Genomic DNA, 26474 nt, shown 5'->3' with positions numbered 1-26474 from the left:
CCGGCGAGCCGAACCCGGTGACTGGCCCGCCTCTCTGCCGCGGATCCGGAACCGGGCGAGGCCGACCCGCCGCCCGCCTCCCCGCCCCGGATCAGGTCGGCACCACCGCGCCCTCCGGCATCGGCTCGAAGCGGGCGTGCCGCCGGGTGAACGTAGCCGTCCCCGACGTCAGCGACCGCAGGTCCACCGCGTAGCGCAGCAGTTCCGCCGCGGGCACCTCCGCGTGCACCACGGTGCGCCCGCCCTCGCCGGATTCCGTGCCCAGCACCCGGCCGCGGCGGGACGACAGGTCGCCCAGCACGGTGCCCAGGTGTTCGTCCGGCAGGCTCACCTCGACCGTGTCCAGTGGTTCCAGCAGTGAGATCCGGCTGGCTGCCGCGGCTTCCCGCAGGGCCAGCGCGCCCGCGGTCTGGAACGCGGCGTCGGACGAGTCGACGCTGTGCGCCTTTCCGTCGGTCAGCGTCACGCGCACGTCCACCACGGGATAACCGTCCTGGACGCCGCGCTGCAGTTGTGCTCGCACGCCCTTCTCGACGCTCGGGATGAACTGGTGCGGCACCGCGCCGCCGACCACCTTGTCCACGAATTCGAATCCGCCGCCGCGCGGGAGCGGCTCGACCTCGATGTCGCAGACCGCGAACTGCCCGTGCCCGCCGGACTGCTTCACGTGCCGTCCGTGTCCTCGCGCGGGTTTCGCGAACGTCGAGCGCAGGCTGATCCGGACCGGTTCGGTGCCGACCTCCGCGCCGCCCGCGCGCAGCCGCGACAGGACGACCTCCGCGTGCGCCTCGCCCATGCACCAGAGCACGAGCTGCCCGGTTTCCGCGTTGCGTTCCAGGCGCAGGGTCGGGTCGCCCGCGACGAGCCGGGACAGGTTGCGGGACAAGGTGTCCTCGTCGCTGCGGGACTTCGCGACCACGGCGACCGGCAGCAGCGGTTCGGGCATCCGCCAGGGTTTGATCAGCAGCGGATCTTCCGGCGACGACACGGTGTCGCCGGTTTCGGCGGAGCCCACCTTGGTGAGCGCGCACAGATCTCCCGCGACGCAGAACGGCACCTCGCGCAGGTTCGCGCCGAGCGGCGAGTACAGGTGGGCGACGCGTTCGTCGGCGTCGTGGTCTTCGTGGCCGCGTTCGGTGAGGCCGTGGCCGGAGACGTGCACGGCGTTCTCCGGGCGCAGCGTCCCGGAAAACACCCGGACGAGCGAAACTCGTCCCACGTACGAGTCCACCGCGGTGCGCACGACCTCGGCGGCGAGCGGGCCGGCCGGATCGGCGGACAGCGGGGCGTGCTCGGCGCCGTCGGGGCTGGTCACGCCGGGCGGGGTGTGTTCCAGCGGCGAGGGGAAGGCCCGCACGATGCCGTCGAGGACCTCGGCGAGCCCGGTCCCGCTGGTCGCGCACACCGGGATGACGGGGTGGAACGACCCGCGTGCGACGGCCGTCTCGAGGTCGGCGATCAGCACCTCCTCGGCGATCTCCTCGCCGCCGAGGTAGCGGTCCATGAGGGTTTCGTCCTCGCTCTCGGCGATGATGCCCTCGATCAGTTCGTTGCGGGCGTCGGCGAACTCGGCGGACACGGCCGGGTCCGGGTCGCTCACGCGTGGCGGATAGCCCGCGGAATAGTCGTACCGGCGCTGGGTGATGAGCCCGACCAGGCCATCCGGCGCGGGGAGGTACAGCGGCAGCACGCCCGCGCCGAAGGCGGCTTGGCAGGCGGCGATCTCGGCGAGCGCGTCGGCGCGGTGGTGATCCAGCCGCGACACCACGACGGCGCGCGGCATGCCCACCGACGCGCATTCCTCCCACACCGCGATGGTGGCGGCGTCCACGCCTTCGGCGGCGCACACGACGAACAGCGCGGCGTCCGCGGCCCGCAGCCCGGCGCGCAGTTCGCCGACGAAATCGGCGTACCCCGGGGTGTCGATGAGGTTGATTTTGTGCCCGGCGTGCAGCACTGGCGCGACCGAAAGCCCGACCGAGCGCTGCTGGCGCACCGCCGCGGGATCGTGGTCGCACACCGTGGTGCCCTCCACGACCGAACCGGCGCGCGGCACCGTGCCGGACGCGGCGAGCAAGGCCTCGGTGAGCGTCGTCTTCCCGGAACCGGAAGGCCCGACGAGGACGACGTTGCGCACCTTGGCGGGGTCGTCCACAGCGACGGCGGCCCCGGGGTCGGCACTCCTGTTCTGCTTGTCGGCCATGACGTCCTCCTCAGCGACGGCGGATGGAAGAACTGTGTCCTCGATCACACACCCGCGACCCGCCGGGAGGCAAGGCGGGAGGTCCGGGACCAGCCGTTCGCTCACCGCGGGCGGCCGGCGTCCCGGGGTCCTCGATTCCACTGTGGACAGCCCGCGCGCGAAGCCCGCAAAGAATCGCCCGCGCATTCCGTGCCGGATTCATCCGGAAAGCCGGGCTGCTGCCGGGGTGGGCGAGTGGCGATTCTTGGGCGGAAAGAGGAATTCCCGGAAAACGGGACGCGGAAATCGGGACGGATTTCCCGAAGTTGATAACTTAACGACCTTCGTCGGTTGTCCCCGGTTGGGAAAAACCCGACTCTTGGCGGGGTTCGATCCCATTCCACTTCCGAATCCGGCCCCCACCCCCGGGCCTGATCCGGCCTGTCCGGAGGAGAACACCGCCGATGAAATCGCGCCGACCGCTCGTGCTGCTCGCAGCCGGGGTGCTGGCCGGGGCCGTCACCACGGCCACCGCAGCCCACGCGCAACCGCTCGAACCGCAGAGTCCGCAGGCCGCCGAAGCGATGGCCGCCACCGCCGCGCAGGCGCTGGTCGCCTCCCGGCCCGCCGCGCTGCACGCCGGCAAGGACGACGTTTTCCAGCAGCACAAGGTGATCTCGTCCACCAACGGCCTGAAGTACGTGCCCTACGACCGCACCTACAAGGGCTTGCCGGTCATCGGCGGCGACTTCGTCGTGGCCACGAACTCCGCCGGGCAGGTGCTCGCCACCTCGGTCGCGCAGAAGACCGCGATCGATCTTCCGAGCCTGTCGCCGAAACTGACCGCGAGCCAGGCCGAAGCGATCGCGCGCACCCAAGTGCCCACTGTGGACAAAGTGCAGCCCGCGCGGCTCGCCGCCTACGCGCTCGGCAGCCCGAAACTCGCCTGGACGACCCAGGTGACCGGGCGGAACGCGGAGGGGCCGAGCAAGCTGGACGTCATCGTCGACGCGATGACCGGCAAGGTCCTGCACACCCGGGAGCACGTGGCCTACGGCGACGCGCAGGGCGTGTGGAACGGCCCGGAGCCGCTGCACCTCGACACGTCCTCGGACGGCGCGGGCGGCTACTCGATGACCGACCCGACCATCGCGAACCTCAGCTGCCAGGACGCCTCCACCCAGCAGACCTTCACCAAGTCCACGGACAGCTGGGGCAACGGCGACGAGACCGACAAGGAAACCGGCTGCGCCGACGCCCTGTACGGCATCCAGCAGGAGAACAAGATGCTCTCGCAATGGCTGGGCCGCAACAGCTTCGACGGCAACGGCGGCGCCTGGCCGATCCGCGTCGGCCTCAACGAGCAGAACGCCTACTACGACGGCACCCAGGTTCAGGTGGGGAACAACACCGCGGGCCAGTGGATCGGCTCGCTCGACGTGATCGGGCACGAGTTCGGCCACGGCATCGACGACCACACCCCGGGCAGCATGTCCGGCGCGGGCACCCAGGAATTCGTCGCGGACGTCTACGGCGCGTCGTCCGAGTGGTTCGCCAACGAGCCCTCGCCGTACGCGGTCCCGGACTTCCTCGTCGGCAACCAGGTGAACCTCGTCGGCAACGGGCCGATCCGCAACATGTACGACCCGTCCCAGCTCGGCCATGCGAACTGCTACGACGACTCGATCCCGGGCACCGAGGTGCACGCAGCCGCGGGCCCCGGCAACCACTGGTTCTACCTCGTCGCTGAGGGATCGAACCCGACCAACGGCCAGCCGGCCAGCCCGACGTGCAACAACTCGACGGTGACCGGGCTCGGCGTGGAGACCGCGGTGAAGATCTTCTACAACGCGATGCTGCTCAAGAACAGCGGCAGCTCCTACCAGAGCTACCGCACCTGGACGCTGACCGCGGCGAAGAGCCTCTTCCCGAGCGGTTGCACCGAGTTCAACACGGTGAAGGCGGCCTGGGACGCGGTGAGCGTGTCCGCGCAGCCGGACGAACCGACGTGCGGCGCGGTCAGTTCACGGGCCGTTTCCGTCCGATGAACTGAAACTGATTTCCCCACCGGAGGGAGGGGGAGACGAGCTTTCGTCTCCCCCTCCCGATCGTTATTGTTGTTCCCGCGAAAAATACGGAATTCTTCGCTCGCGAAGAATTCCCGGAGCGCCGGGCAATTGCGGTTTACCGCACTCCGGCGAGCCGGAGCAGCGCGGCGGTCGCCGCGGCGGCGATCACCACGACTACGAACGGCGCTTTCCGCCACGCGAGCACTCCGCCGACCACTACTCCGGCCGGCCGGGCGATCCCGGCGAATTCCTGCCCCTCGGTCAGCGCGCTGGTCGCCACCAGCGCGGCGAGCAGCACCACGGCGGAGAGCGTCATCAGCCGCTCGGCCCGCGGGGACAACCGCACTTTCGTGCGCAGCAGCGGCCCGGCGAGCCGGAACGCGAACGTCCCCGCCGCCAGCACGAGTGTCGCGATGATCAGTTCCGCGCCGTCCATCAGTGCGCTCCTTCCAGTGGCTTCGGCTCTTTCGCCGCGGCACCGGCGACTACTCCGACCAGTGCCAGCAGCACCGGCAAACCCGCCGGGAGCAGGGGAGTGGCCGCGAGCGCGACCACCACGCCGATCAGCACCGGCAGCCGTGACGCCCGGTCCTTCAGCGACGGCAGCACCAGCGCCAGCAGCACCGCCGGGAAGGCGGCGTCCAGGCCGAACGCGTCAGTGTCGCTGATCGCGGACCCGGCGAACGCGCCGGCCACCACGCCGAGGTTCCAGCAGACGAACAGCCCGATGCCGCACGCCCAGTACGCCGCCCGCCGCCGCTCCGCGTCGCGCTGGGCCAGCGCGAACGCCACCGATTCGTCGATCATCAGGTGGCTTCCGGCCAGTCGCCCGAGCAGTCCGTGTCCCAGCGTGTCGCCCACCGCGAACCCGAACGGCACGTGCCGCGCGTTCACCAGCAGCCCGGCGGCCACCGCAGCGAACGGGTTGCCGCCCGAGGCCACGATGCCGACGAACATGAACTGCGACGCGCCAGCGAAAACCAGCAGGGACAGCAGCATCGGCGCCCACAGCGGAAAGCCGGAGCTCACCGCGATGGCACCGTAGGAAACGGCCACGAGGGCGTCGGCCAGGCAGACGAGGCCGATGTCGCGGGCGAGGCCGCGGTCGAGTGTTCGCCAAATCGAACGCATAGTGTCCTATGCTGAACACAGCCGACCCTGTTCGTCAAGGCGAACGAGAAGACTGATGGAGCGAACACACATGCCGAACGAGAGCACCGGCGCGCCGCTGGACATCATCGCGGCGTCGCTGCGCCGCGAACGGGCCCGCGCCGGCCTCTCCCTGACCGAGGTCGCGCGGCGCGCCGGCCTGGCGAAATCCACGTTGTCCCAGCTGGAATCGGGGTCCGGCAACCCGAGCGTGGAGACGCTGTGGGCGCTGGGCGTCGCGCTGGACGTGCCGTTCTCGCGGCTGGTCGAACCGGAACAGCAGGAGGTGAAGGTGATCCGCGCGGGCAAGGGCCCGACGGTGTTCGCCGAACACGCCGACTACGCCTGCACGCTGCTGTCGGCGTGCCCGTCCGCGGCCCGCCGGGACATCTACCTGGTCAGGGGGGAGCCGGGCATTCCGCGGCGGTCGGATCCGCACATGAGCGGCGTCGTCGAGCACATCGTGCTGTGCGCCGGCCGGGCGCGGATCGGCATCATGGCCGACCCGGTCGAGATGCTGCCCGGCGACTACATCTGCTATCCAGGGGACGTCCCGCACATCTTCGAGGCGCTGGAGCCCGGGACGTTCGGGGTGGAGATCTCCGAGTACCACTGAGCCGCTGGGGGCGTGGCATGGCAGGCAGAGCGGCGGGAACCGCGGTCGGGCCGATGACGATCGCGGCCGTCGAACGGCATTTCCCGGCGGGGCAACGGCTGACTGACGACGCGCTCGCGGCGGAAACGCTGCCCGCCGGGGCGCGCGCGGTGGCCAGGCTGGCTCGCTGGGCGCCGCTGCGGGACTGGCTGATCGCCGCCGCGGAGAAGGACAGCCCCGGGATCTGGGCCGGGATCGCGTGCCGCAAACGCTATTTCGACGAGCGGCTCCGCGACGCTTTGCGGACGGGTGCCGAGAGCGTCGTGGTCCTCGGTGCTGGGCTGGACACCCGCGCCGCCCGCATCGCCGCGCCCGCGGGCGTTCCGGCGTTCGAGGTGGACCTGCCGGTCAACCTCCGGGCCAAGCAGGCGCGGCTGCCGTCGTCCTCGGCGACGCAGGTGCCGGTCGACTTCGACACTGACGACCTCGCCCGCGCCCTGGCCGAGCACGGCTACCGCGCGGGGAGCCGGACTGTGTTCCTCTGGGAAGGCGTCACCCAGTACCTGACCGAAGCCGGAGTGCGGGCGACGTTCGACGCGCTGGCCATGGCGGGCGCGGGGAGCAGGCTGTTGTTCACCTTTGTCCGCCAAGACTTCCTCGACGGCACGCAGCGGTACGACGCGCAGAAGCTGTACCAGCGGTTTGTGGTCAAGCAGCCGCCGTTGTGGCGCTTCGGCTGGGCTCCCGAGGCGGTTGCCGCGTTCCTTTCCGACTACGGCTGGCGCGAACGCGAACAGGTCGGGACGGCCGAGTTCGCCGAACGCTACCTGGTTCCGGCGGGGCGTGCGTTGCCGGTCTCGGAGATCGAACGCTGTGTCGAGGCGGAGAAGGCCTGACCGCGTCCGTCCACAAAGGACATTCGCTGCGGCGGCTGTACATCGGCGGCCGGATGGCGCAGAGTCCTCACCGGAGGAACCATCGGCCAGGAGGTGTGATGACCGGCGAGGAAATCGTGCTCGGTCCCCTGCCCAAGGGGATCACGCCCGCTCGCGAGGGCATGCGGAACAAGGTGTGGAACGTGCTCGGCCACACCTATTCGATGAAGGCGGCCAGCGAGTCGAGCTTCGCCTTCGAGACCCTCGACCCGCCCGGCACCGGCGTGCCGCCGCACGTCCATCCGACCCAGGACGAGCACATCTACATCCTCGAAGGCGTCTTCACCCTCTATCTCGACGGCGCCTGGGAGACCGCGGGACCCGGCGACACCGTGCGGATGCCGAAGGGGCTCCCGCACGCCTACTACAACCGCAGCGAGGGCATGACCCGCGGGCTGTTCTGGGTGAGCCCGGCCGGAAAACTGGCGACGCTGTTCGACAAGCTGCACAACCTGAGCGACCCGGCCGAGGTGGTCCGGGTGTCGGCGCTGCACGACGTCGACTTCCTCCCGCCCGGTTCGGTGGAGGGCGCCTGAGCCGGTTCAGCCGCGGTTCACCTGCTGCGGGGACGCCCCGGAAGCCTGCGCGTAGCCGGTGACGATCGCCTCGATCGTGCTCGCGTCGATGACGTCTTCCAGGCGGGTGAAACCGTCCGGCGCGCGCCGTTCGACCTCGTCGATGACGTTTTCCGGGCCGCCCCGGCGGTTGCGCAGCACGATCTCGCTGGTGGCCGCCAGCCGGTCGGCTTCGTACGCGCGGAGCGCGTCGGCGGGATCGGCGTAATGGGTCAGCTGCCAGGCAAGGTTGGTCGCGTCGAGAATCGCCTGGCCCGCGCCGTTGGATCCCATCGGGTGCATCGGATGGGCGGCGTCGCCCAGCAGCGTCACACGGCCGCGGGACCAGGCGGGCAGCGGATCGCGGTCGCACATCGGGAATTCGAAGATCTCTTCGGTCGCCTCGACCAGCCCGGCGTGGTCGACCGCCGGGCAGTGGAACCGCCCGACGTGCCGGGCCAGCTCGGCCCGGTCGCCGGGCTTGGCCCAGTCCTGCCGGTCCGGGGGAGGGTCGCCGGGCCGGCCGGTCCGGACGCAGACCGCCCAGTTCGTGAGCCGGGTCCCGGCGGTCCGGCCCGGTCCGATCGGGTAGACCACCAGCTTGGCCGCGGTGCCGCCGGAGACGATCATCGAAGCGCCGCCGCCGAATTCCGGCCAGTCGGCCGCGCCGCGCCACATCTGGACGCCGTCCCAGCAGGGCGGGCCTTCGCCCGGGAACAGCAGGGCCCGCGCGACCGAATGGATCCCGTCGGCCGCCACCAGCACGTCCCCGGCCACGGTGACCGGCTCGCCGCCTTCCCGCTCGGCGAAGTAAGCCCGGACGCCGTGGGCGTCCTGCTCGAATCCGGTCAGCCGGTGGCCGGTCCGCACCGCGTCGGGCCCCAGTCGCGTGTGGACGGCCCGCAGCAGCAGGTTCTGCAGCCTGCCCCGGTGCAGGCAGTACTGGGGGAGGGCGAATCCGGCGTCGAGCCCGCAGGGTTTGCGCAGGATCACCTGCCCGAGCCGGTGGGTGTAGAACAGCTCGCGGGTGCGGATCCCGATTTCGTCCAGCTGGTCGAGCAGTCCGAGCGCGGCGAGCTCCTTGACCGCGTGCGGCAACGCGTTGATCCCGACGCCGAGCTCGGCGATCCGGGCGCTCTGTTCGTACACCGCGCATTCGATGCCCTCGCGATGCAGCCGCAGCGCCGCGGTCAGCCCGCCGATGCCCGCTCCGACGATGACCACCTTCACCCGCGACCTCCCGTCCTCGACTGCCCAGAGTGGCCGAGACGGGCTGGGCGCGCTACCGCCGACCGGAGGCGGGCGCGGCTTCCGTCCGATGTGGACATTCCGGGTTCTGGCCGGCTGCGCGGCGGACTGGGATGATGCCGCGGATGCGCCCCTGGCACGTGCGGGACTACGAGCCCGCTGACGAGGAGTCCTGGCTGCGGTGCCGGGTGCTCAGTTGGACGTGCATCCCGACCACCAGTCCCAGGGCATCGCGACTGGCTTGCTGGAGGCCGCCCTGCCGCGGCTGCGAGACCTGGGCGCCACGGAGGTGGACGCCTGGACCCGGGACGACCCGCCCGCGCTGCGCTGGTACGCCGCCCAGGGATTCGCCGAGGTCGAGCACTACGTCCACGTCCACGCCTCGGGCGAGGAAGCCGTCCGCGCCGTTCGCCCTAGCCCGGGATTCACCGTGGCCGGGGCTTTCCTGCACGCCGACGCCGCCCGCGAGCAGGAGTTGCGGGACACGTTCACCCGCGTCTACCGCTGCCGACGCTTCCACCGCAGTCTGTGACAGGACGTGCTCTCGGAAAGCCCGTCCGGGCGGTGGACGACGGTGGCGACGCGGGAAAGCCGTTGCCTGCGTTGAGAAGGCCCCGCCCGCCGGGAGCGGGGCCCGCATCGGAAACGGTCAGGCGCGGATCTGCTTGGCCCCGCCGCTGCCGCCGATGGCGATCTTGCGCGGCTTGGCCTGTTCGGCGATCGGCACCCGCAGGGTGAGCACGCCCGCCTCGTAGTCGGCTTTGATGCTTTCGGTGTCGAGGGTGTCGCCCAGGAACAGCTGCCGGGAGAACACCCCGCGCGGCCGCTCGGAGACCTGCACCTCGGCGTCCTCGCCGTAGTCGGGCCTGCGTTCGGCCTTCACGGTCAGCACGTTGCGCTCGACGTCCAGGTCGATCGACTCCGGCGCGACGCCGGGCAGGTCGAACTGCACCACGTAGTCGTTGCCGGACCGGTAGGCGTCCATCGGCATCACCGCCGGGCGCGTCGCGGTGCCGTTGCCGCCGAAGAACTGCTGGGTCAGCCGATCGAGCTCCCGGAACGGGTCAGTTCGCATCAACATGACCATGCGCCTCCCTTTCTCCTTCCCTCGGTGCCCGCCGGGCGGGCGTTCGCTGGTTCTCCACACTGCTGACACTCTGCACTCCTGGACCGCCGGATCGCCGGCCGTCGCGGAGATCCGGCCCCGCCGGGCACAGCGGCGGGGCCGGAACCAGTTCGGGTGAAAAGCAACCGTGCTGATCCCTGTGCGAGCTGGCGCCGCCGATGTCCCGGGGCGGTCGCGAGGCCACGTCACGAGACGCGATGCCGGGGCTTGTGCGAGCCTCTCCGGCCAAGCGTCGTGGCAGACCTTGCCCTTCCGGACCGGCCGCGCCGCGTTATCACCTCCCCAGCGAGGTCACGGCTACCGTGTTTTCGCTTCGCGGCGGAGGAGAACGCTCCCGATGCTCCGGCGGCCACGCTCGCCACGAGCTTTTCGCGGCCCGCCCTTCGACGGCGGCCCGCCTTGGGTGCTGGGGGCGGGAGCCGCCGCCGCGCCGGAGCACCGGTGCGGCACCGAAACCAGCGGCCACGATCGCCTCGAACTCCGCGCGCAGCCAGTCCGGATCGGCGCAGATCAGCTCAGCGAACTCGCGGGCAGCCGCGCCCTGGCGGCTGATGGTGTCCGGCATCGTCGATCACTCCCCGGCTACGTGTGTCTCGGCACCCGGTCAGCTATCGCGTCTAGAATTTCTATAGCGCGGACTGGAGATTGTGTCAAGCAGTCGGTCGAGATAATCTCGGCCACGGAGAGGAGGTGCGCGTGACCGGACTCGACAGCCTCCGGCCCGAACGCTCCGGCGGCGGCCACCGCCGCTACTCCTGCCGCCAGCTGACCTTGGTGGTGCGGCTGCGCGAACAACTGGACGAGGGTCACTCGCTCGCGTCGGCCGCCCGGATCATCGGCCTGGAGGACGAACTCGCCGACGCCCACGACGTCATCACCGGCCTCCGCGCCCGGCTCGGGGAAGGCGATCGTTGACTGGGTGACGGGCACAGTTCTCTTGTGCCGCAACCCCATTGGCGTGCCGCCTCGGTACTGTCGCTCCCATGACCGCCCCCGAGACCGTGATCACCGCGGGCCTGGTCCGCGACCTGCTGCGGGACCAGCATCCCGACCTCGCCGGGCTGGCGATCCGCGAGGTGCCGGGCGGCTGGGGCAACCAGATGTGGCGGCTCGGGGACGACCTGGCCGTCCGCCTGCAGCGCATGGACCCCACTCCGCGGCTCCAGCTCAAGGAACGGAAGTGGCTGCCGGTGCTGGCCCCTCGCCTGCCGCTCCCGGTGCCGGTGCCGGTGCGGTTCGGCGAGCCGTCCGAGCGGTTTCCCAAGCACTGGACCGTGATGACCTGGGTTCCCGGCGAACCGCTCGACCACGCCACGATCAGCCGCGGCGCCCACGCGGCCGACGCGCTGGCGGACTTCCTCCGGGCGTTGCACGTGGAGGCTCCCGCCGACGCGCCGATCGCGGCGGACCGCGGTGCTCACCCCAAGGACTACACGGACGGCTTCGGGAAATTCCTTGACGCGGTCGCCCTCGACGGTATCGCGGCGGAGATCCGCGCTGTCTGGGACGAGGCTGTCGCGGCGAGCGGATGGGAAGGCCCGCCGGTGTGGGTGCACGGCGATCTGCATCCCGCGAACGTCGTCGTCTCGGACGGAACGCTCTCGGGCATCGTGGATTTCGGCGATTTGTTCGCCGGAGACCCGGCGTGGGACCTCGCCGCCGCTTGGGTGTTGCTGCCCGAAGGCCTGGCCGCACGGTTCTTCGAGCGTTACGCGCGGGCGGACGAGCCAACCATCCGGCGCGCCCGCGGGCTGGCCGCGATGAAGAGCCTCTTCCTGGTCCTGATGGGACAGAACGGGGATCGCGGCCTGCCCGGCGGGAAACCGCACTGGGGATCCGCGGGCCGGGCGGCGCTTGAGCGTGTCCTGAAGGGTTTTTGACGGATCAGTCCCGGGCGCGGTCAATGTCTCAACCCGGTTCTGAGGCCAAGGCGAAAGAACACAGCTGGCAGCGAGAGTCGTGTCCACTGTGGAGCGTCCAGCCTCGAAATCGGGCAGACTGCGCGGAAATCAGTCGCCGACCCCGGACGCGTCGAGGGCTTCGGCCGCGACGCGGAGGGCGGCTTTGCTGGCTTCGGGGTCGGGATGGGTGGGCGAGAGCGCGAGTGTGGTGACCCCGGCTCCGGCGAGGGCGCGCATCCGGTCGGCGATCCGTTCCTTCGGGCCGAGAAGCGAGGTCGCGTCGAGGAATTCCTCCGGGATCGCGGCCATGGCCCCGTCGTAATCCATGGTGAGATACCGGTCGCGGACCTCGTCGGCGGCGGCCTCGTATCCCATCCGGGCGACGAGGTCGCGGTAGAAGTTCTTCTTGCGGCTGCCCGCCCCGCCGAGGAACCCGGCGACGTAGGGACGGGCGTAGTCGGCCGCCGCGCGCCAGTCGTCGCCGACCGCGAGCGGGACGGTGGCCACCACGTCGAATCCGTCGAGCGTCGCGCCGATTTTCGCGCGTCCGGCGCGGATCCGGTCGAGGGATTCGCGGCCGTGTTCGGGGGAGAAGAACAGCCCGAGCCAGCCGTCGGCGATTTCGCCGGTGAGTTCGAGGTTTTTCGGGCCGAGGGAGGCGAGATAGAGCGGGATGTGCTCGCGCGCGGGCGGCACGGCCAGCGGCAGCGCTTTGCCGGGGCCGCCGGGAAGCGGGAGCTGGAAATGCGCGCCGTCGTGCCGGACGCGTTCGTAGCGCAGCGCTTTGCCGATGATGTCGACGTATTCGCGCGTGCGCTGCACGGGCTGCCCGAACGGGACGCCGTACCAGCCCTCGGACACCTGCGGGCCGGAAACGCCCAGCCCCAGCCGGAATCTGCCGCCGGAAAGATTGTCCAGGGTCGCGGCGGTCATCGCGGTCATCGTCGGGCGGCGGGCCGGGATCTGCAGGATCGCGCTGCCGAGGTCGATGCGCTCGGTGCGCGCGGCGAGCCACCCCAGCACGGTCGCGGCGTCCGATCCGTAGGCCTCGGCCACCCACACGACGGCAAAGCCGAGCCGGTCGGCCTCCCGGGCCAGTTCGAGGTTCGTCGAGTCGTTGCCGGCGCCCCAATAACCGATGTTGAGTCCGATTTTCATGCCGCCGACGTTACCGTTGGTAACCGACAGGACACCGGTGGTTCCCGGCGTTCAGGGGGTGCGATAGGGGTGCCGTCTGTCCACAATGGAGATACGCGCGGCTTGGCGATCTTGCCTGGACACATGACAGAGGATGTCGTGATTCGCTCATGGGCAGGTTCGGGATCCTTTGGATGATCAACATCACTCAGAGCGGGTGAGGGGCTCATGTCCGCCGACTCCGGACTCGGCTTCACAGGCGCAGATCGCGGCAAACCTTGCGGATCTGGTCAGCGGACGAGCGGAGCCGTGCGAGCTCTTCCGGGGAAGGCATCGCGGGTTCAGGCCTGCCCGCCCCGCTGCGGTCTACGAGCCGCGGCAAGGACATGCACACCCCGTCGATGCCGTGGAAGTCCTGGACCAGGCTGCAGACCGGAAGGATGAGGCGCTGGTCCCCGAGGATGGCGTCGAGAATGTAAGCGGCGGCCAGTCCCACCGCGTAGTTGGTGGCGCCTTTGCCCGCGATCACCTCGTAGGCCGCGTTGGTCACGGTCCGGGCGATGTCGTCCCGGACCGCATGCGTGAACGTGGGCTCGCCGCCGACCTCCCACTCGGTCACCGGCACCGAGCCGACGAACGCTCCCGACCACAGCGGCACCGCGCTGTCGCCGTGCTCGCCGGCGATGTAGGCGCGCACGCTGGGAACGCCGACCCCGGCGCGTTCGGAGATCAGCGACCGCAGCCGGGAGGAGTCCAGCACGGTGCCGGAGCCGACGACGCGGTGCGCCGGGAGTCCGCTGACGGTCAGGACCGCCTGCGTGATGACGTCGACGGGATTGGTCACCGGGACCAGGATCGCCTCTGGCGCCACCTCCAACAGGCGCGGCACCAATGCCTGGCACATCGCGACATTCGCCTCCGCGAGCGCCATCCGGCTCTGCCCGGGCCGTTGTTTGGCCCCGGCGGCGATCACCACGATGTCGGCGTCCGTGCACACCGCGATGTCGTCGCTGCCGATGATCGTCGTGGTCGGGGTGAACATGCTGCCGTGCTGCAGATCGAGCACCTGGGCCCGCACCTTGGCCGCGTCGGTGTCGAACAACGCGATGGTGTGGGCCACGCCGTGGATCTGACCGGCGTAGGCGATCGTGGAGCCGACCGCGCCCGCCCCGACGACGGCGACCTTCGTCCCGTGCGGCGCGCTGTGCGCCGGAAACAATTGCGGCACTTCGCCTCCTCCTCGCCCGAACCCCGGAGCCGCCGAGCCTGTCCGCGCGGCAGGTCCAGCTTGGAGCAGGGGACACCGGCGCCTTGAGGGGCGAGGGCCATCGCTGCCGGAGACCAAAGTCCTTGTGCGGCGGGGCGATCAGCGCCGGCTCGGGCTCGCCGCGGGGTCGGCGGGCGGTATCGCGTCGAGAGGAACGAGGCGGCGTCCAGTCCAGTGGTAGCGGACTGTGGCCGCGTTGGCAGTGGGGCAGCACATCGGGTCTTCGGCGTTGTACAGCTCGTAGGAGAGGGCGACCGTGTCGTCGGTGGACCACACCTCCTGGATGCCTGCGCTGTCGGCTGAGGTGTCGGTGCCGAGGTACTTGCCGTCGTTGAAGAAGAAAGCCCGGTTCGCGTAGCCGTCGGCCGATTCGGCGATGGTGCCGAGGATGACCTGCAAGCCGCCGGTCGACTCCCACGAGGTGCCCGGGTAGGGGCGGTATCCCTTCGCCTGGACGACAGCTTCGGCGTCGGCGAGAGTAGTGCGCGAAACGACCGGTGGCTCGGAACTCGTTGTCGCAGCGGCGGGAGGAGCGGGCTGTGCGGCGCTGGTGGACGGCTCCGGGAGCGCTGGTACCGACGACGGCGGAGCAGCCGGGGTCGGCTCCGGAGTAATTGTCGTGCTGCTGGCGGTGGCGTGGCTCGCCGTGTCGAGGTTGGCGGCGGCGGTCAATCCCAGCGCAGTGGCTACGACGGCAACTGCGCAGGCGATGCTGGAGAAGACGGCGCGGCCGGAGGCGCGCGGCTGTCGTGCGACTGGCCGCACCACTATCGCACCGACGAGCATGCAGAGCGCGCCGACGACGCTCACCCACGGTCCGGTGCCGATGTGCACGACGCCGTCGGCTCCGGCGAGACCGCTCAGCAGGCTGATGAGAAGGAGCCCGCCCAAGACGCCGGATACGCCGAACAGGATGAAACCAGTCGTCCGGGCGGCGACGCTGTCCCGAAGGACCAAGGCGGCGACGATCGCTGCCGCGCCGCAGACCACCAACGCGACCGGAAGCAGGACGAGCGGAAGCCCTCGGCCGTCCGCCAGGCGAGCGGTGTCGAACAAGCTCGCGTTCCCCAGCAGGGGCGCCTGAAACCACGGCAGGATCGGCGACACCCCGACCAGCGCCCCGCCCGCGGCCAGCCCGATCGCCGCGGCGAACCGCCGGGCAGTCCCGGCCGGTGCGGGCAGGGGAACCAGCTGGCTTCCGCAGCGCCAGCACCGCACAGCGTTCGCCTGGACGGGTTCCGCGCAGTACGGACAGGGGCGCGAGAACGGGTTCGACCACGGTGGCGGGGGATTGGTCATGGCGGGCTCCTCAGATGTACCAAGGAAGACGAGGGGAGCCCGGGTCGCGTTACCGAACGCTGAATTGCCTGCACGATGGTGCGGGTTCTGCCGGAGAGGTTCCTGCCCGAGGAATTATTGCCAGGCAAGTGAATCCGCGCGCAAAGGCTGCGCCGAGAAGATCACGGCAGAGCAAAACGCGAAAACGGCGAGGGACCATGCCCTCGCCGTTTCACGAACAGCTAGTCTGAAAACAGACCGTCACCAGCCCCGCTCAGCGAGCCGGTGCGGCTCCGGCACGTCCTCGACGTTGATGCCCACCATCGCCTCGCCGAGGCCGCGCGACACCTTCGCCAGCACGTCCGGGTCGTCGTGGAACGTGGTGGCCTTCACGATCGCCTCCGCGCGCTGCGCCGGGTTCCCGGACTTGAAGATGCCCGAGCCCACGAACACGCCCTCGGCGCCCAGCTGCATCATCATCGCGGCGTCGGCCGGGGTAGCGATGCCGCCCGCGGTGAACAGGACCACCGGCAGCTTGCCCGCCTCGGCGACCTCGCGGACCAGCTCGTACGGCGCCTGCAGTTCCTTGGCCGCGACGAACAGCTCGTCCTCGGGCAGGGACTGCAGGCGGCGGATCTCGGCGCGGATCTTGCGCATGTGCGTGGTCGCGTTCGAGACGTCGCCGGTGCCGGCCTCGCCCTTGGAGCGGATCATCGCCGCGCCCTCGGTGATGCGGCGCAGCGCTTCGCCCAGGTTGGTCGCGCCGCACACGAAGGGCACGGTGAACGCCCACTTGTCGATGTGGTTCGCGTAGTCGGCGGGGGTGAGCACCTCGGACTCGTCGATGTAGTCGACGCCGAGCGACTGCAGCACCTGCGCCTCGACGAAGTGCCCGATCCGCGCCTTCGCCATGACCGGGATCGACACCGCTTCGATGATGCCGTCGATCAGGTCGGGGTCGCTCATCCGGGCGACGCCGCCCTGCGCGCGGATGTCCGCGGGGACGCGCTCCAGCGCCATGACGGCGACCGCGCCCGCGTCCTCGGCGATCTTGGCCTGGTCGGCGGTCACGACGTCCATGATCACGCCGCCCTTGAGCATCTCCGCCATGCCGCGCTTCACCTTCGCGGTGCCGGTGACGGTCTGGGGTTCGGCGTTCTGCTGCTGCGACACCTTGCGGGCCTTTCTCGGGGGAGCGGAAGTCTTTCTTCTCCTCCAGCGTAAGCCGACGGTGGACCGCTGAGGCAGGCCATTTCCGGGCTATCTTGGAAGTCCACTTGCCACGCGGGAAGATCCACTTCGGCTCGGCCACTTTTCCGCCGGGAAGCGTTGACCTGCGCCTTCCGGAACGGCCTACCATGGAAGACGAGGGCGGCCCGGACCGACCGGGCTTCCCCAGCGCGAGTGGAGACCACCTTCGAGGTGGCCACTGGCGACAGATTTCAGCAGTCCACTTCACCTCGGCGCGGGGACGGCCGCCAGAGCGCGCGGCGGGTGGGCGGCGGCCCCGGCGCCGCCCGCCTGACCTGCCCGGTTGCGTTCCGGGCGGCCCCCCTAAGCTGGAGTGAACGTCTCATGGGAGGTCGGGTGGCGACAGCTACGGGAGCACTGCCGACGGTCGGCGTGCTCGCCCTGCAGGGCGCTGTGCGAGAGCACGTCGCGATGCTGGAGGGCGCGGGAGCCCGCGCGGTTCCGGTGCGCCGCCCCTCCGAGCTGGCGGAAGTCGACGGCCTGGTGCTGCCCGGCGGGGAGTCCACCACGATGTCGCGGCTGCTCGAGACCTTCGAGCTGCTCGAACCGCTGCGCGAGCGGATCGCCGGCGGCCTGCCCGCGTTCGGCTCGTGCGCCGGGATGATCCTGCTGGCCCGCCAGGTGCTCGACGGGCGCCCGGACCAGCAGCAGCTCGGCGGGCTCGACGTGGTCGTGCGGCGCAACGCGTTCGGCAGGCAGGTCGACTCCTTCGAGGCCGACCTCCCCTTCGCCGGCGTGGGCGGCGGGCCGCTGCACGCGGTGTTCATCCGGGCCCCGTGGGTCGAGAAGGCGGGAGACGGCGTCGAGGTGCTGGCCACCGTGCCCGACCCGGACGACCCGCCGGACGGGCCGCGGGCCGATAGGATCGTCGCCGTCCGGCAGGGGGCGGTGCTGGCCACGGCGTTCCACCCGGAGATCACCCGGGACGAGCGCGTGCACCGGCTGTTCGTCGAGCTCGTGCGGAAAGCCTGAGCGCAAGGATTGCGGCGGCCGCGCCGGGAGGACGCGGACGCGGAACAGATGGAGGAAAGATGAGCGGCCACTCCAAGTGGGCCACGACGAAGCACAAGAAGGCGAACCTCGACGCCAAGCGGGGCAAGCTCTTCGCGCGGCTGATCAAGAACATCGAGGTCGCCGCCCGCACCGGGACCGGCGGAGGGGACCCGGACGGCAACCCCACGCTGTACGACGCGATCCAGAAGGCGAAGAAGAACTCCGTCCCGCAGGACAACATCGAGCGGGCGCGCAAGCGCGGCGCCGGCGAGGAAGCGGGTGGAGCCGACTGGCAGACCATCACCTACGAGGGCTACGGCCCCAACGGCGTCGCGGTGCTGATCGAGTGCCTCACCGACAACAAGAACCGCGCCGCGATGGAGGTCCGCACCGCGCTCACGCGCAACAACGGCTCCCTCGCCGACCCGGGTTCGGTCGCCTACATGTTCAACCGCAAGGGCGTCGTGATCATGCCCAAGGGCGACGCGACCGAGGACGACGTCCTCATGGCGGTGCTCGACGCGGGCGCCGAGGAGGTCAACGACCTCGACGAGAACTTCGAGATCGTCTCCGAGGGCACCGACCTCGTCCCGGTGCGCAAGGCGCTGCAGGAGGCCGGATTCGAGTACGAATCGGCCGAGCTGACCTTCCTGCCGTCGGTGAGCGTGCCGCTCGACGTCGACGGCGCGAAGAAGGTCTTCAAGCTGATCGACGCGCTCGAGGACTGCGACGACGTGCAGAACGTGTACGCGAACTTCGATGTTTCCGACGAAGTCATGGCCGCAGTGGACTGATCCACTCGCGACACGACGCGACACGGCCGCGCTCCCGGCACTCCGGGGCGCGGCCGTTTTCGTCGGCGTTTTCCCTTGGCGCGCAAGGGAAAACGCGAAAATCCTTGAGACGTCGGGAAAATGACCGGCGCGGGGACTGGGCTCGGGGGCGCGGATGGGGCAGAATGTCCGCCGTGACGACCCCCGCCCTCACCGAGCAAGAGCAAAGCCTCATCGCCTGGATCGAAACCCAGGCGCGGGAACGGGGCAACGCGGTCATCGCCGTGCCCGCCGACGACCAAGGGGCCGGCTACTGCTTCACCGCGTGCGCGTGGGCGTTGCACAACGTGCCCGAGGCGGTCGTGATCGGCCTGCCCGACCACATGGCCCCGGTGCTGCTCGACGCGTACGTCGACCGGTCCGCCAACGGCGAGATCTTCGAGGTCGGCAAACGCTACGAGGATTTCTTCGACGGCGCGCCGGTGGTGTTCGAACGCGTCGCGAAAGGCCACTACCCGGAGTTCTTCGGCTCGGCGTTCCTCGTCTACCCGGACGGCGACTTCCCGGCGCTGCAGATGATCGTCGCGACGCCGGACGGGCATTTCCCGTGGCACGCCGACGCGCCCGAGGGTTTCGCCGAATGGCAGCCGGTGCTCACCGAAAGCGGCGACCCGGAGAGCTGGACGCCCGGGGTCGACGGCCCCTGACCGGTCCTCAGCCGCCCAGCGCGGCCAGGTCGGCGGCAGCGTCGGGGAAGCGCGCCGCGAGCGTTTCCAGGTCGGCGAATTCCACGCAGTCGTCGGTGTAAGGCGGCACCACCACGGTGCCGAGCAGGCTCCACGCGCCCAGCGACACGGTCGCCTGCCACGTCCCGGCCGGGACGACCACCTGCGGACGTTCTCCCGCGGCCACGTCGCTGCCCAGCACCGGGCGCGTCACTTCGCCATCGGGATGCAGCAACAGCATTCGCGCGGGAGCTCCGGCGTGGTGCACGAACACTTCGACCCGGTCGAGCCGGTGCGGCGCGGAGATCTCCGGTGCGGTGAGCAGGTAGTAGATCGCCGAACCCTCGGCCGCGCGCCAGCTCTGCGCGAACCGGCCGCCCTCCACCGGCAGCGGCTCCAGACCCAGGTGCGCGACGTAGTCCTCCGGTCCCGGCATGCCCCCATCGTGCTCGCGGGGCGGATCGGCGTCCACCTCGGCCGCCGTTTGCGCGTGTCCGTCCGCCGGGCCGCGCTCGGAGACCGTTAGCCTGCACGTCGAACGGATGTTCGCGCGGGCGGAGGAGAAACGGTGCGGGTGCTCGGGGTCGACCCCGGTCTGACCAGGTGCGGCCTCGGCGTGGTCGACGGCGGCAAGGGCCGGTCGGTGCGCCCGGTCGCGGTCGGGGTCGTGCGCACGCCCGCCGACCAGGATCTCGCGCGGCGGCTGCTCGGCGTCGCCGACGAGGTGGAGCGCTGGCTCGACCGGTACCGGCCGGAAGCGGTGGCCGTCGAGCGGGTGTTCGCGCAGCACAACGTCCGCACCGCGATGGGCACCGCGCAGGCGGGCGGGGTCGTGGCGCTGGCGGCGGCGCGGCGCGGGCTGCCGGTCGTCTTCCACACGCCCAGCGAGGTCAAGGCCGCCGTCACCGGGTCCGGGCGCGCGGACAAGGCGCAGGTCACCACAATGGTGATGCGGCTGCTCGGGCTGGAGGTCAAACCGCATCCGGCGGACGCGGCCGACGCGCTCGCGCTCGCCATCTGCCACCTCTGGCGCGAACCGATGCGGGTCCGGCTCGCCGAGGCCGAGGCCCGCGCGGCCGAACTGGTCCGCGCCCACAAGGCCCGGCTGGCGGCCGCGGCCAAGGCGGCCGGATCGACCACGAAGCAGAACGAAACAGGAGCACGACGATGATCTCCTCGGTACGCGGCGAAGTGCTGTCCGTCGGGCTCGACCACGTGGTGGTCGAGGTCGGCGGCGTCGGCCTCGCCGTGCAGGCCACCCCGGCGACGCTGGCCACGCTGCGCCGCGGCGAGCAGACGCGGCTGCACACCGCGCTGGTCGTGCGCGAGGATTCGCTGACCCTCTTCGGGTTCGCCGAGGAGGACGCGCGCGAGCTGTTCGGCCTGCTCCAGACGGTGTCCGGGATCGGGCCGCGGCTCGCGCTGGCGACGCTGGCCGTGCTGGAGCCGGACAAGCTGCGCGCGGCGCTCGTCGAAGGCAACATCACCGTGCTCACCCAGGTGCCCGGCATCGGCCGCAAGGGGGCCGAGCGGCTCAGCCTCGAACTGCGGGACAAGGTCACCGCGCTCGGCGGCGCGGCCGACGCCCCGGTCGTGACCGCGCCCGGCGCGCTGCGCGGCGAAGTGGTGGAAGCGCTGGCCGGACTGGGTTTCCCGGCCAAACAAGCCGAGCAGGCGGTGGACAAGGTGCTGTCCGAAGGCGACGGGCACACCACGTCCTCGGTGCTGCGCTCGGCGCTGGCCCTGCTCGGTCGCAAGCGGTAGCCGCCGATGAACCACGAAGTGACCGAGTTCGACACCGGCGGCTACGAGCCGGGCGACGAAACGCTGTCCGCGCTCGCGCAAACCGGCGAACGCGACCTGGAAACCTCGCTCCGGCCCCGGAAACTGGACGAGTTCGTCGGGCAGGAACGCGTCCGCGAACAGCTGGAACTGGTGCTGGAGAGCGCCCGGCGGCGCGAGGTGCCGCCGGACCACGTGCTGCTGTCCGGCCCGCCCGGCCTCGGCAAGACGAGCATGGCGATGATCGTCGCCGCCGAACTGGGCGCGGCCATCCGGATCACCTCCGGGCCCGCCCTGGAACGCGCGGGCGACCTGGCCGCGATGCTGTCCAACCTCGCGCCCGGCGACGTCCTGTTCATCGACGAGATCCACCGGATCGCCCGGCCCGCCGAGGAAATGCTGTACCTGGCGATGGAGGACTTCCGCGTCGACGTGGTCGTCGGCAAGGGGCCGGGAGCGACCAGCATCCCGCTGGAGATCGCGCCGTTCACGCTGGTCGGGGCCACCACCCGGTCCGGATCGCTGACCGGGCCGCTGCGCGACCGGTTCGGCTTCACCGGCCAGATGGAGTTCTACTCCGCGGCCGAGCTGGAGCTGGTCGTCCGCCGCGCCGCGACGATCCTCGGCATCGAGATCGACCGCGACGGCTGCGCCGAGATCGCCGGCCGCTCGCGCGGCACGCCGCGGATCGCGAACCGGCTGCTGCGCCGGGTCCGCGACTACGCCGAGGTGCGCGCGGACGGGAAGGTGACGCTGGAGGTCGCACAGGCCGCGCTGAAGGTCTACGACGTCGACGAGCTGGGCCTGGACCGGCTGGACCGGGCCGTGCTCGGCGCGCTGACCCGTTCGTTCGGCGGGGGACCGGTGGGCATTTCGACGCTCGCGGTCGCCGTCGGCGAGGAGGCCACCACGGTCGAGGAGGTGTGCGAGCCCTACCTGGTCCGGGCCGGTATGCTCGCCCGCACTCCGCGCGGCCGGGTCGCGACCGCGGCCGCGTGGCACCACCTCGGACTGGTGCCGCCCCCGGAGGCGGGACGGCCCGACGCGGCCGGTCCGACGCTGTTCGACCAGGCCTGACAAGGGCGGACAGCGGCCCGGGTGGTGGCGTTTCCGCCGGTACCTGGCACACTCGAACACAGCACATCCGTCGAAACCGGACGCGGGCAGCCGAGAAAGGCGTCCGTCGAGGAGAGTCATGAACCAGTTACTGCTGCCGTTGCTGCTGCTGCTCGTGGTGGCCGTGCCGCTCGTCATGGGCACCCGCAAGCAGAAGAAGCAGCAGGCGGCTCAGCAGGAGATGCAGAACAGCATCGCCCCGGGCGACCGCGTGATGACCACGTCGGGCCTGTACGGCACCGTCGCCGACACCAGCAGCGACACCACGATCGACATCGAGATCGCGCCGGGCGTCGTCACGACCTGGCTGCGGCTCGCGGTGCGCGAGAAGGTCGAGCCGGTCGTCGAGGGCGAGGAGAACGAGGACTCGGCCGAGACCGAGGTCGCCGCCATCGAGTCGGCCCCGGCGTCCGCGTCGTCGGAGGCCCCGGCCCAGGAGTCGATCTCCGCCGAGGAGAAGCAGACCTCCGGTGCGCAGGTGGCGCCCCCGCTCGAGCACGGGAAGAAGTAGCCCCCGGGCTTCACCGGGCAGTGATCCGCCCACAGCCTACGAAAGTCGGTACGGGCGAACGCCGGGCTCACGCAGCACCGAGTACTGTCTCGGTGCTGCGTGCGTGTCCGCCGTCATAGTTCACGCCCAGCCGCGTCCGGGGGACCCCCTTCCGGCTCGCGCACCCGAACCACTTGGGGTCCATCCAGTCCGTGCCAGTTCGAGGAGACCGAAGCACAGTGGCACCATCGGCCGGGCATCTCCGCCCGGGACGCTATCTCGCCTTCTTCGCCCTGATCGTGGTCGTGCTGTACGCCTTGGTGTTCTTCACCGGCAGCGGCAAAGCGACGCCGAAACTCGGCATCGACCTCCAGGGCGGCACCCGGGTCACGCTCACCGCGCGCACGCCCGACGGCGGCCAGCCCACCCGCGATTCGCTGAACCAGGCGCGCCAGATCATCGAGACCCGGGTCAACGGGATCGGCGTCGGCGGCACCGAGGTGGTGCTCGACGGCAACAACATCGTGATCACCGTGCCGGGCGAGCAGGGCGACGAGGCGAAGAACCTGGGCCGGACCGCCAAGCTCGGGATCCGCGAGGTCATCACCTCGGTCCCGAACACCCCGAACGCCCCGGCCGCGCCGCCCTCGGGGACCCCGAGCGCCCCGGCGACCGCGCCGAGCAAGCCGGCCGGCGGCGGGGGAGCGGAAGGCGCCCCGGCGCAGCAGCCGCCGAGCACGACCCCCTCGGCCCCGGCCAGCGGGCAGAACGCGGGCAAGAACCCGATCGAGGAAGCCCGCGCCGTGCGCCAGGCTCCCGCGCTGATGCCGAAGGACCCGAAGAACCAGCAGGAGGCCGCCGCCGCGCAGGCCGCGCAGCAGAAGGCGCTCGCCGCCCTCACCTGCGCGCCGAACGTCGCGGACCCGCTGGAGGGCAACGACCTGCCGAAGCAGCCGCTGGTCACCTGCGGCGACAAGGACGCCACCAAGTACGTGCTCGGCCCGGAGATCATCCCCGGCACCGAGATCTCGAACGCCAACTCCGGCTACGACCAGCAGCGCGGCCAGTGGATCGTCGACCTGAGCTTCAAGAGCGCGGGCGGCAAGACCTGGGGCGACTTCACGTCGGCCAACATCGGCAAGCAGGCGGCGTTCGTGCTCGACACCGACGTGGTGTCCGCGCCGACCGTGCAGAACGCCATCCTCGGCGGCAACACGCAGATCACCGGCAAGTTCACCCAGACCGACGCGAAGAACCTGGCGGACATCCTCAAGTACGGTTCGCTGCCGCTGTCGTTCGATTCGTCCGACGCCACCACGGTGTCCGCGACGCTGGGCTACGCCTCGCTGCAGGCAGGCCTGATCGCCGGCGCGATCGGCCTCGCGGTCGTGTTCGTGTACTGCCTGTTCTACTACCGGCTGCTCGGCATCCTCACGATCTGGTCGCTGGTCATGTCCGGCCTGCTCGTGTACGCGGTGCTCGTGCTGCTCGGCCGGTGGATCGGCTACACGCTCGACCTCGCGGGCGTCGCCGGCCTGATCATCGCGATCGGCATCACCGCCGACTCGTTCGTCATCTACTTCGAACGGTTGAAGGACGAGATCCGGGAGGGCCGGACCTTCCGGTCCGCGGTGCCGCGCGGCTGGGCGAGGGCGCGGCGCACGATCCTGGCCTCGGACGCGGTCAGCTTCCTCGCGGCCGCGATCCTCTACATCATCGCGGTCGGGGACGTGCAGGGCTTCGCCTTCACCCTCGGCATGTCGACGGTGCTCGACCTGGTGGTCGTCTACCTGGTCACGCATCCGCTCGTGGCGATGGTGTCGACCTCGAAGTCGAGTTTCCTGTCCAACCCCCGGCATCTCGGCCTCGGCGCCGTCCAGAAGCTCGGCTCGCAGCGCAAGTCCACGCGCCCCGCTCCCGGCCGTCGCGCGAACGTGAAGGAGGCCTGACGTGAGCGACGAAACCGCAGGCGTCACCTCGGACAGCCCCGACGACGCGAACGGCCGGGACGGCTCCGGCGGCATCGCGGCCAAGCCCGGCAAGAAGGAAAGCTTCTTCCACCGGCTCTACGTCGGCACCGGCGCGGTCGACATCGTCGGCTCGCGCAAGCGCTGGTACGTCTTCTTCGCGCTGCTGCTCCTGGTGTGCATCGGCTCGATGGTCTTCCGCGGCTTCAACGTGGGCATCGAGTTCGAGGGCGGCACGCAGATCCAGCTGCCCGCGCACGGCACGCACGGCCAGATCACCCAGGACCAGGTGATCAAGTCGTTCCACACCGCGCTCGGCGAAGCCCCGGCGGAGACCCAGACGGTCGGCACCGGCAACGCGTCGACCATCCAGACCCGCTCCGAGACCCTGACCGCCGACCAGGTGGCGAAGGTCAAGAAGCAGATCTTCGAAGACCTGGGCCCGATCGGCAGCAACGGGAAGTCGAGCGAGCAGGCGATCAGCGACAGCGCGGTCAGCGCGTCGTGGGGCGACGAGATCTCGCGCCAGGCCCTGATCGCGCTCGCCGTGTTCCTCGTCGCGGTCGTGATCTTCCTGGCGATCTACTTCGACACCAGGATGGCGTTCGCGGCGCTGATCTCGCTGCTGCACGACATCGTGGTGACCGCGGGCGTGTACTCGCTCGTGGGCTTCGAGGTCACGCCCGCGACGGTGATCGGCCTGCTGACGATCCTCGGGTTCTCGCTGTACGACACCGTGGTGGTGTTCGACAAGGTCCGGGAGAACACCCGCGGCCTGCTCGGCCTGTCGCGGAGGACGTACGCCGAGGCGGCGAACCTGGCGCTGAACCAGACGCTGATGCGCTCGTTCAACACGGCGTTCATCGCGCTGCTGCCGATCCTGGGCCTGCTGATCGTCGGCTACATCCTGCTCGGCTCGGGCACGCTGCAGGACCTGGCGTTGGTGCAGCTCACCGGCACCCTGGTCGGCGTCCTGTCGTCGGTCGCGCTGGCGACCCCGCTGCTGGTCGACTTCAAGATGCGCGACCCGCAGTACAAGCAGCAGGCCGAGCGAGTGGCCGCCCGCCGGGCCAAGGCCGCGAAGCGCGAGGCAGCGGACGACGACTTCGACGCCAACGACGAGGAGCAGCTGGCCGCCGAACTCCGCAAGGAAAAGGCGATGGCCGCCGCGGCCGGAGTCCCGGCCCGGCACCCGAAGCAACGCCCGTCGGGAAAGAAGAAGCGCTGACCCCGATGAAGCTCGACGAGGCACTGGACCTGATCGCCGAGGTGCCGGACTTCCCGGAACCAGGCGTCCTGTTCCGCGATCTCAGCCCCCTGTTCGCCGACGGCCCCGGCTTCGCCGCGGTCGCCGACGCACTGGCGGACACCCTCGACCCGGCGGCCACCCTGGTCGCCGGAGTCGAGGCCCGCGGCTTCCTCCTGGCCGCGGCGGTCGGCTACTCCCGCGGCATGGGCGTAGTGCTGGTCCGAAAGCCAGGCAAACTCCCGTCCGTAGCAGGCCGCGTGGACTACTCCCTGGAATACGGCACCGCAAGCGTCGAACTCCCCGCAGGCGTCGTCAAACCCGGCCAGCGGATCGCGGTCATGGACGACGTCCTGGCCACCGGCGGCACTGTGGCAGCGACCGCGAAACTCCTGGAAGACGCAGGCGCAACGGTCACCGGCATCTCAGTAGTCCTGGAACTGAAAGCCCTCAACGGCCGCACCGCCCTGGACGCCCGCTCCGTCCACGCTCTCCGCACCGTCTGACCCCTTGTCCGTGAGGGGAACCCTGAGGGAATCAGATTCCCTCAGGGTTCCCCTCACGACCCACCCAACGGATCCAGGCACCCAGCCCCCTCCCTGCACCCCGATACGAAGCCTTCCCTGCGGTTCGGGGGGGGGTGGTTGGGGGGGTTTTCCTCCCTTGACCAAACCCCCCACCAGTTAAGAC

At 70.6% G+C, this 26474-nt stretch carries 28 protein-coding genes; 17 read left to right on the top strand and 11 right to left on the bottom strand.

Features of this window, described 5'->3' with window-relative positions; genetic code table 11:
- Nucleotides 1-91: 91 nt before the first annotated feature.
- Nucleotides 92-2203: an elongation factor G-like protein EF-G2 gene (locus tag ACZ63D_RS30065; RefSeq protein ID WP_465357729.1), complete on the bottom strand. Its 2112-nt coding sequence runs from the start codon at nucleotides 2201-2203 to the stop codon at nucleotides 92-94.
- 443 nt (nucleotides 2204-2646) lie between these two features.
- Here ACZ63D_RS30065 and ACZ63D_RS30060 point away from each other — a divergent pair, with 443 nt between their 5' ends.
- A complete protein-coding gene (locus ACZ63D_RS30060; RefSeq protein WP_465357728.1) occupies nucleotides 2647-4230 on the top strand; it encodes a M4 family metallopeptidase in 1584 nt (527 codons plus the stop codon).
- A 136-nt stretch (nucleotides 4231-4366) separates the two neighbouring features.
- Here the strand turns inward: ACZ63D_RS30060 and ACZ63D_RS30055 are convergent, their stop codons facing one another.
- Together ACZ63D_RS30055 and ACZ63D_RS30050 are read right to left on the bottom strand one after the other, a co-directional pair.
- Entirely contained in the window at nucleotides 4367-4687 is a 321-nt protein-coding gene (locus tag ACZ63D_RS30055; RefSeq protein WP_465357727.1) for an AzlD domain-containing protein, read from the bottom strand.
- Entirely contained in the window at nucleotides 4687-5382 is a 696-nt protein-coding gene (locus tag ACZ63D_RS30050) for an AzlC family ABC transporter permease (protein ID WP_465357726.1), read from the bottom strand. The genes ACZ63D_RS30055 and ACZ63D_RS30050 overlap by 1 nt, the downstream gene beginning before the upstream one ends.
- Nucleotides 5383-5452: 70 nt before the next feature.
- Between ACZ63D_RS30050 and ACZ63D_RS30045 the strand changes: the two genes are divergently transcribed.
- From ACZ63D_RS30045 to ACZ63D_RS30035, 3 genes are all read left to right on the top strand, one after another.
- A complete protein-coding gene (locus tag ACZ63D_RS30045) occupies nucleotides 5453-6016 on the top strand; it encodes a helix-turn-helix domain-containing protein (protein WP_465357725.1) in 564 nt (187 codons plus the stop codon).
- Between the two features lie 17 nt (nucleotides 6017-6033).
- Nucleotides 6034-6891, top strand: coding sequence for an SAM-dependent methyltransferase (locus ACZ63D_RS30040; RefSeq protein WP_465357724.1), 858 nt, complete (start codon nucleotides 6034-6036; stop codon nucleotides 6889-6891).
- Nucleotides 6892-6989: 98 nt separating this feature from the next.
- Nucleotides 6990-7466 carry a cupin domain-containing protein gene (locus tag ACZ63D_RS30035; RefSeq protein WP_465357723.1) on the top strand — a complete coding sequence of 159 codons (477 nt, stop codon included), beginning with the start codon at nucleotides 6990-6992 and terminating at the stop codon, nucleotides 7464-7466.
- A 6-nt stretch (nucleotides 7467-7472) separates the two neighbouring features.
- Here ACZ63D_RS30035 and ACZ63D_RS30030 read toward each other — a convergent pair whose 3' ends face one another.
- Nucleotides 7473-8714 carry a flavin-dependent oxidoreductase gene (locus ACZ63D_RS30030; RefSeq protein WP_465357722.1) on the bottom strand — a complete coding sequence of 414 codons (1242 nt, stop codon included), beginning with the start codon at nucleotides 8712-8714 and terminating at the stop codon, nucleotides 7473-7475.
- Between the two features lie 199 nt (nucleotides 8715-8913).
- Here ACZ63D_RS30030 and ACZ63D_RS30025 point away from each other — a divergent pair, with 199 nt between their 5' ends.
- Nucleotides 8914-9264, top strand: a complete 351-nt coding sequence (locus ACZ63D_RS30025; RefSeq protein WP_465357721.1) for a GNAT family N-acetyltransferase — start codon at nucleotides 8914-8916, stop codon at nucleotides 9262-9264.
- A gap of 117 nt (nucleotides 9265-9381) precedes the next feature.
- Here ACZ63D_RS30025 and ACZ63D_RS30020 read toward each other — a convergent pair whose 3' ends face one another.
- Both ACZ63D_RS30020 and ACZ63D_RS30015 read right to left on the bottom strand, forming a co-directional pair.
- Nucleotides 9382-9813 carry an Hsp20/alpha crystallin family protein gene (locus tag ACZ63D_RS30020; RefSeq protein ID WP_465357720.1) on the bottom strand — a complete coding sequence of 144 codons (432 nt, stop codon included), beginning with the start codon at nucleotides 9811-9813 and terminating at the stop codon, nucleotides 9382-9384.
- A gap of 319 nt (nucleotides 9814-10132) precedes the next feature.
- Complete coding sequence (locus ACZ63D_RS30015) at nucleotides 10133-10423, bottom strand: hypothetical protein (protein ID WP_465357719.1); 291 nt, start codon at nucleotides 10421-10423, stop codon at nucleotides 10133-10135.
- Nucleotides 10424-10554: 131 nt separating this feature from the next.
- Here ACZ63D_RS30015 and ACZ63D_RS30010 point away from each other — a divergent pair, with 131 nt between their 5' ends.
- Together ACZ63D_RS30010 and ACZ63D_RS30005 are read left to right on the top strand one after the other, a co-directional pair.
- Nucleotides 10555-10773 (top strand): MerR family transcriptional regulator, encoded by a 219-nt coding sequence (locus tag ACZ63D_RS30010; protein WP_465357718.1) that lies wholly within the window; start codon nucleotides 10555-10557, stop codon nucleotides 10771-10773.
- A 68-nt stretch (nucleotides 10774-10841) separates the two neighbouring features.
- Entirely contained in the window at nucleotides 10842-11738 is an 897-nt protein-coding gene (locus ACZ63D_RS30005; protein WP_465357717.1) for an aminoglycoside phosphotransferase family protein, read from the top strand.
- Nucleotides 11739-11867: 129 nt separating this feature from the next.
- On the opposite strand, the gene ACZ63D_RS30000 is transcribed toward ACZ63D_RS30005, so the two are convergent.
- The 4 genes from ACZ63D_RS30000 to pdxS all read right to left on the bottom strand — a co-directional run bounded on the left by ACZ63D_RS30000 (nucleotide 11868) and on the right by pdxS (nucleotide 16614).
- The gene (locus ACZ63D_RS30000; RefSeq protein WP_465357716.1) at nucleotides 11868-12917 is read right to left on the bottom strand and encodes an LLM class F420-dependent oxidoreductase; all 1050 of its coding nucleotides are present in this window, start codon (nucleotides 12915-12917) and stop codon (nucleotides 11868-11870) included.
- Between the two features lie 232 nt (nucleotides 12918-13149).
- A complete protein-coding gene (locus tag ACZ63D_RS29995; protein ID WP_465357715.1) occupies nucleotides 13150-14124 on the bottom strand; it encodes an L-lactate dehydrogenase in 975 nt (324 codons plus the stop codon).
- A gap of 138 nt (nucleotides 14125-14262) precedes the next feature.
- Nucleotides 14263-15462: an LppP/LprE family lipoprotein gene (locus tag ACZ63D_RS29990; protein ID WP_465357714.1), complete on the bottom strand. Its 1200-nt coding sequence runs from the start codon at nucleotides 15460-15462 to the stop codon at nucleotides 14263-14265.
- A gap of 240 nt (nucleotides 15463-15702) precedes the next feature.
- Nucleotides 15703-16614 carry a pyridoxal 5'-phosphate synthase lyase subunit PdxS gene (gene pdxS, locus ACZ63D_RS29985; protein ID WP_009079327.1) on the bottom strand — a complete coding sequence of 304 codons (912 nt, stop codon included), beginning with the start codon at nucleotides 16612-16614 and terminating at the stop codon, nucleotides 15703-15705.
- 402 nt (nucleotides 16615-17016) lie between these two features.
- Here pdxS and pdxT point away from each other — a divergent pair, with 402 nt between their 5' ends.
- The 3 genes from pdxT to ACZ63D_RS29970 all read left to right on the top strand — a co-directional run bounded on the left by pdxT (nucleotide 17017) and on the right by ACZ63D_RS29970 (nucleotide 19165).
- Nucleotides 17017-17664, top strand: a complete 648-nt coding sequence (pdxT, locus tag ACZ63D_RS29980; RefSeq protein ID WP_465357713.1) for a pyridoxal 5'-phosphate synthase glutaminase subunit PdxT — start codon at nucleotides 17017-17019, stop codon at nucleotides 17662-17664.
- A gap of 59 nt (nucleotides 17665-17723) precedes the next feature.
- Nucleotides 17724-18479: a YebC/PmpR family DNA-binding transcriptional regulator gene (locus ACZ63D_RS29975; protein ID WP_465357712.1), complete on the top strand. Its 756-nt coding sequence runs from the start codon at nucleotides 17724-17726 to the stop codon at nucleotides 18477-18479.
- Between the two features lie 164 nt (nucleotides 18480-18643).
- A complete protein-coding gene (locus tag ACZ63D_RS29970) occupies nucleotides 18644-19165 on the top strand; it encodes a DUF4262 domain-containing protein (RefSeq protein ID WP_465357711.1) in 522 nt (173 codons plus the stop codon).
- Nucleotides 19166-19172: 7 nt separating this feature from the next.
- Here ACZ63D_RS29970 and ACZ63D_RS29965 read toward each other — a convergent pair whose 3' ends face one another.
- On the bottom strand, nucleotides 19173-19619 hold the full coding sequence (locus tag ACZ63D_RS29965; protein WP_465357710.1) for a cupin domain-containing protein: 447 nt from the start codon (nucleotides 19617-19619) through the stop codon (nucleotides 19173-19175).
- A 132-nt stretch (nucleotides 19620-19751) separates the two neighbouring features.
- Here ACZ63D_RS29965 and ruvC point away from each other — a divergent pair, with 132 nt between their 5' ends.
- The 7 genes from ruvC to ACZ63D_RS29930 all read left to right on the top strand — a co-directional run bounded on the left by ruvC (nucleotide 19752) and on the right by ACZ63D_RS29930 (nucleotide 26290).
- Nucleotides 19752-20354 (top strand): crossover junction endodeoxyribonuclease RuvC, encoded by a 603-nt coding sequence (gene ruvC / locus ACZ63D_RS29960; RefSeq protein ID WP_465357709.1) that lies wholly within the window; start codon nucleotides 19752-19754, stop codon nucleotides 20352-20354.
- The gene (gene ruvA, locus ACZ63D_RS29955) at nucleotides 20351-20947 is read left to right on the top strand and encodes a Holliday junction branch migration protein RuvA (protein WP_465357708.1); all 597 of its coding nucleotides are present in this window, start codon (nucleotides 20351-20353) and stop codon (nucleotides 20945-20947) included. Before ruvC ends, ruvA begins: the two co-directional genes overlap by 4 nt.
- Nucleotides 20948-20953: 6 nt before the next feature.
- Nucleotides 20954-22042: a Holliday junction branch migration DNA helicase RuvB gene (ruvB, locus tag ACZ63D_RS29950; RefSeq protein WP_465357707.1), complete on the top strand. Its 1089-nt coding sequence runs from the start codon at nucleotides 20954-20956 to the stop codon at nucleotides 22040-22042.
- A gap of 118 nt (nucleotides 22043-22160) precedes the next feature.
- The gene (gene yajC, locus ACZ63D_RS29945) at nucleotides 22161-22592 is read left to right on the top strand and encodes a preprotein translocase subunit YajC (protein WP_465357706.1); all 432 of its coding nucleotides are present in this window, start codon (nucleotides 22161-22163) and stop codon (nucleotides 22590-22592) included.
- 218 nt (nucleotides 22593-22810) lie between these two features.
- The gene (gene secD, locus ACZ63D_RS29940; RefSeq protein WP_465357705.1) at nucleotides 22811-24520 is read left to right on the top strand and encodes a protein translocase subunit SecD; all 1710 of its coding nucleotides are present in this window, start codon (nucleotides 22811-22813) and stop codon (nucleotides 24518-24520) included.
- 73 nt (nucleotides 24521-24593) lie between these two features.
- Nucleotides 24594-25766 (top strand): protein translocase subunit SecF, encoded by a 1173-nt coding sequence (gene secF / locus ACZ63D_RS29935; RefSeq protein WP_465357818.1) that lies wholly within the window; start codon nucleotides 24594-24596, stop codon nucleotides 25764-25766.
- A gap of 5 nt (nucleotides 25767-25771) precedes the next feature.
- A complete protein-coding gene (locus ACZ63D_RS29930) occupies nucleotides 25772-26290 on the top strand; it encodes an adenine phosphoribosyltransferase (RefSeq protein ID WP_465357704.1) in 519 nt (172 codons plus the stop codon).
- The last annotated feature ends 184 nt before the right edge of the window (nucleotides 26291-26474 follow it).

Source organism: Amycolatopsis sp. NPDC104775 (genome assembly GCF_055583325.1).
This window is presented reverse-complemented; position numbering and strand designations above follow the sequence as displayed.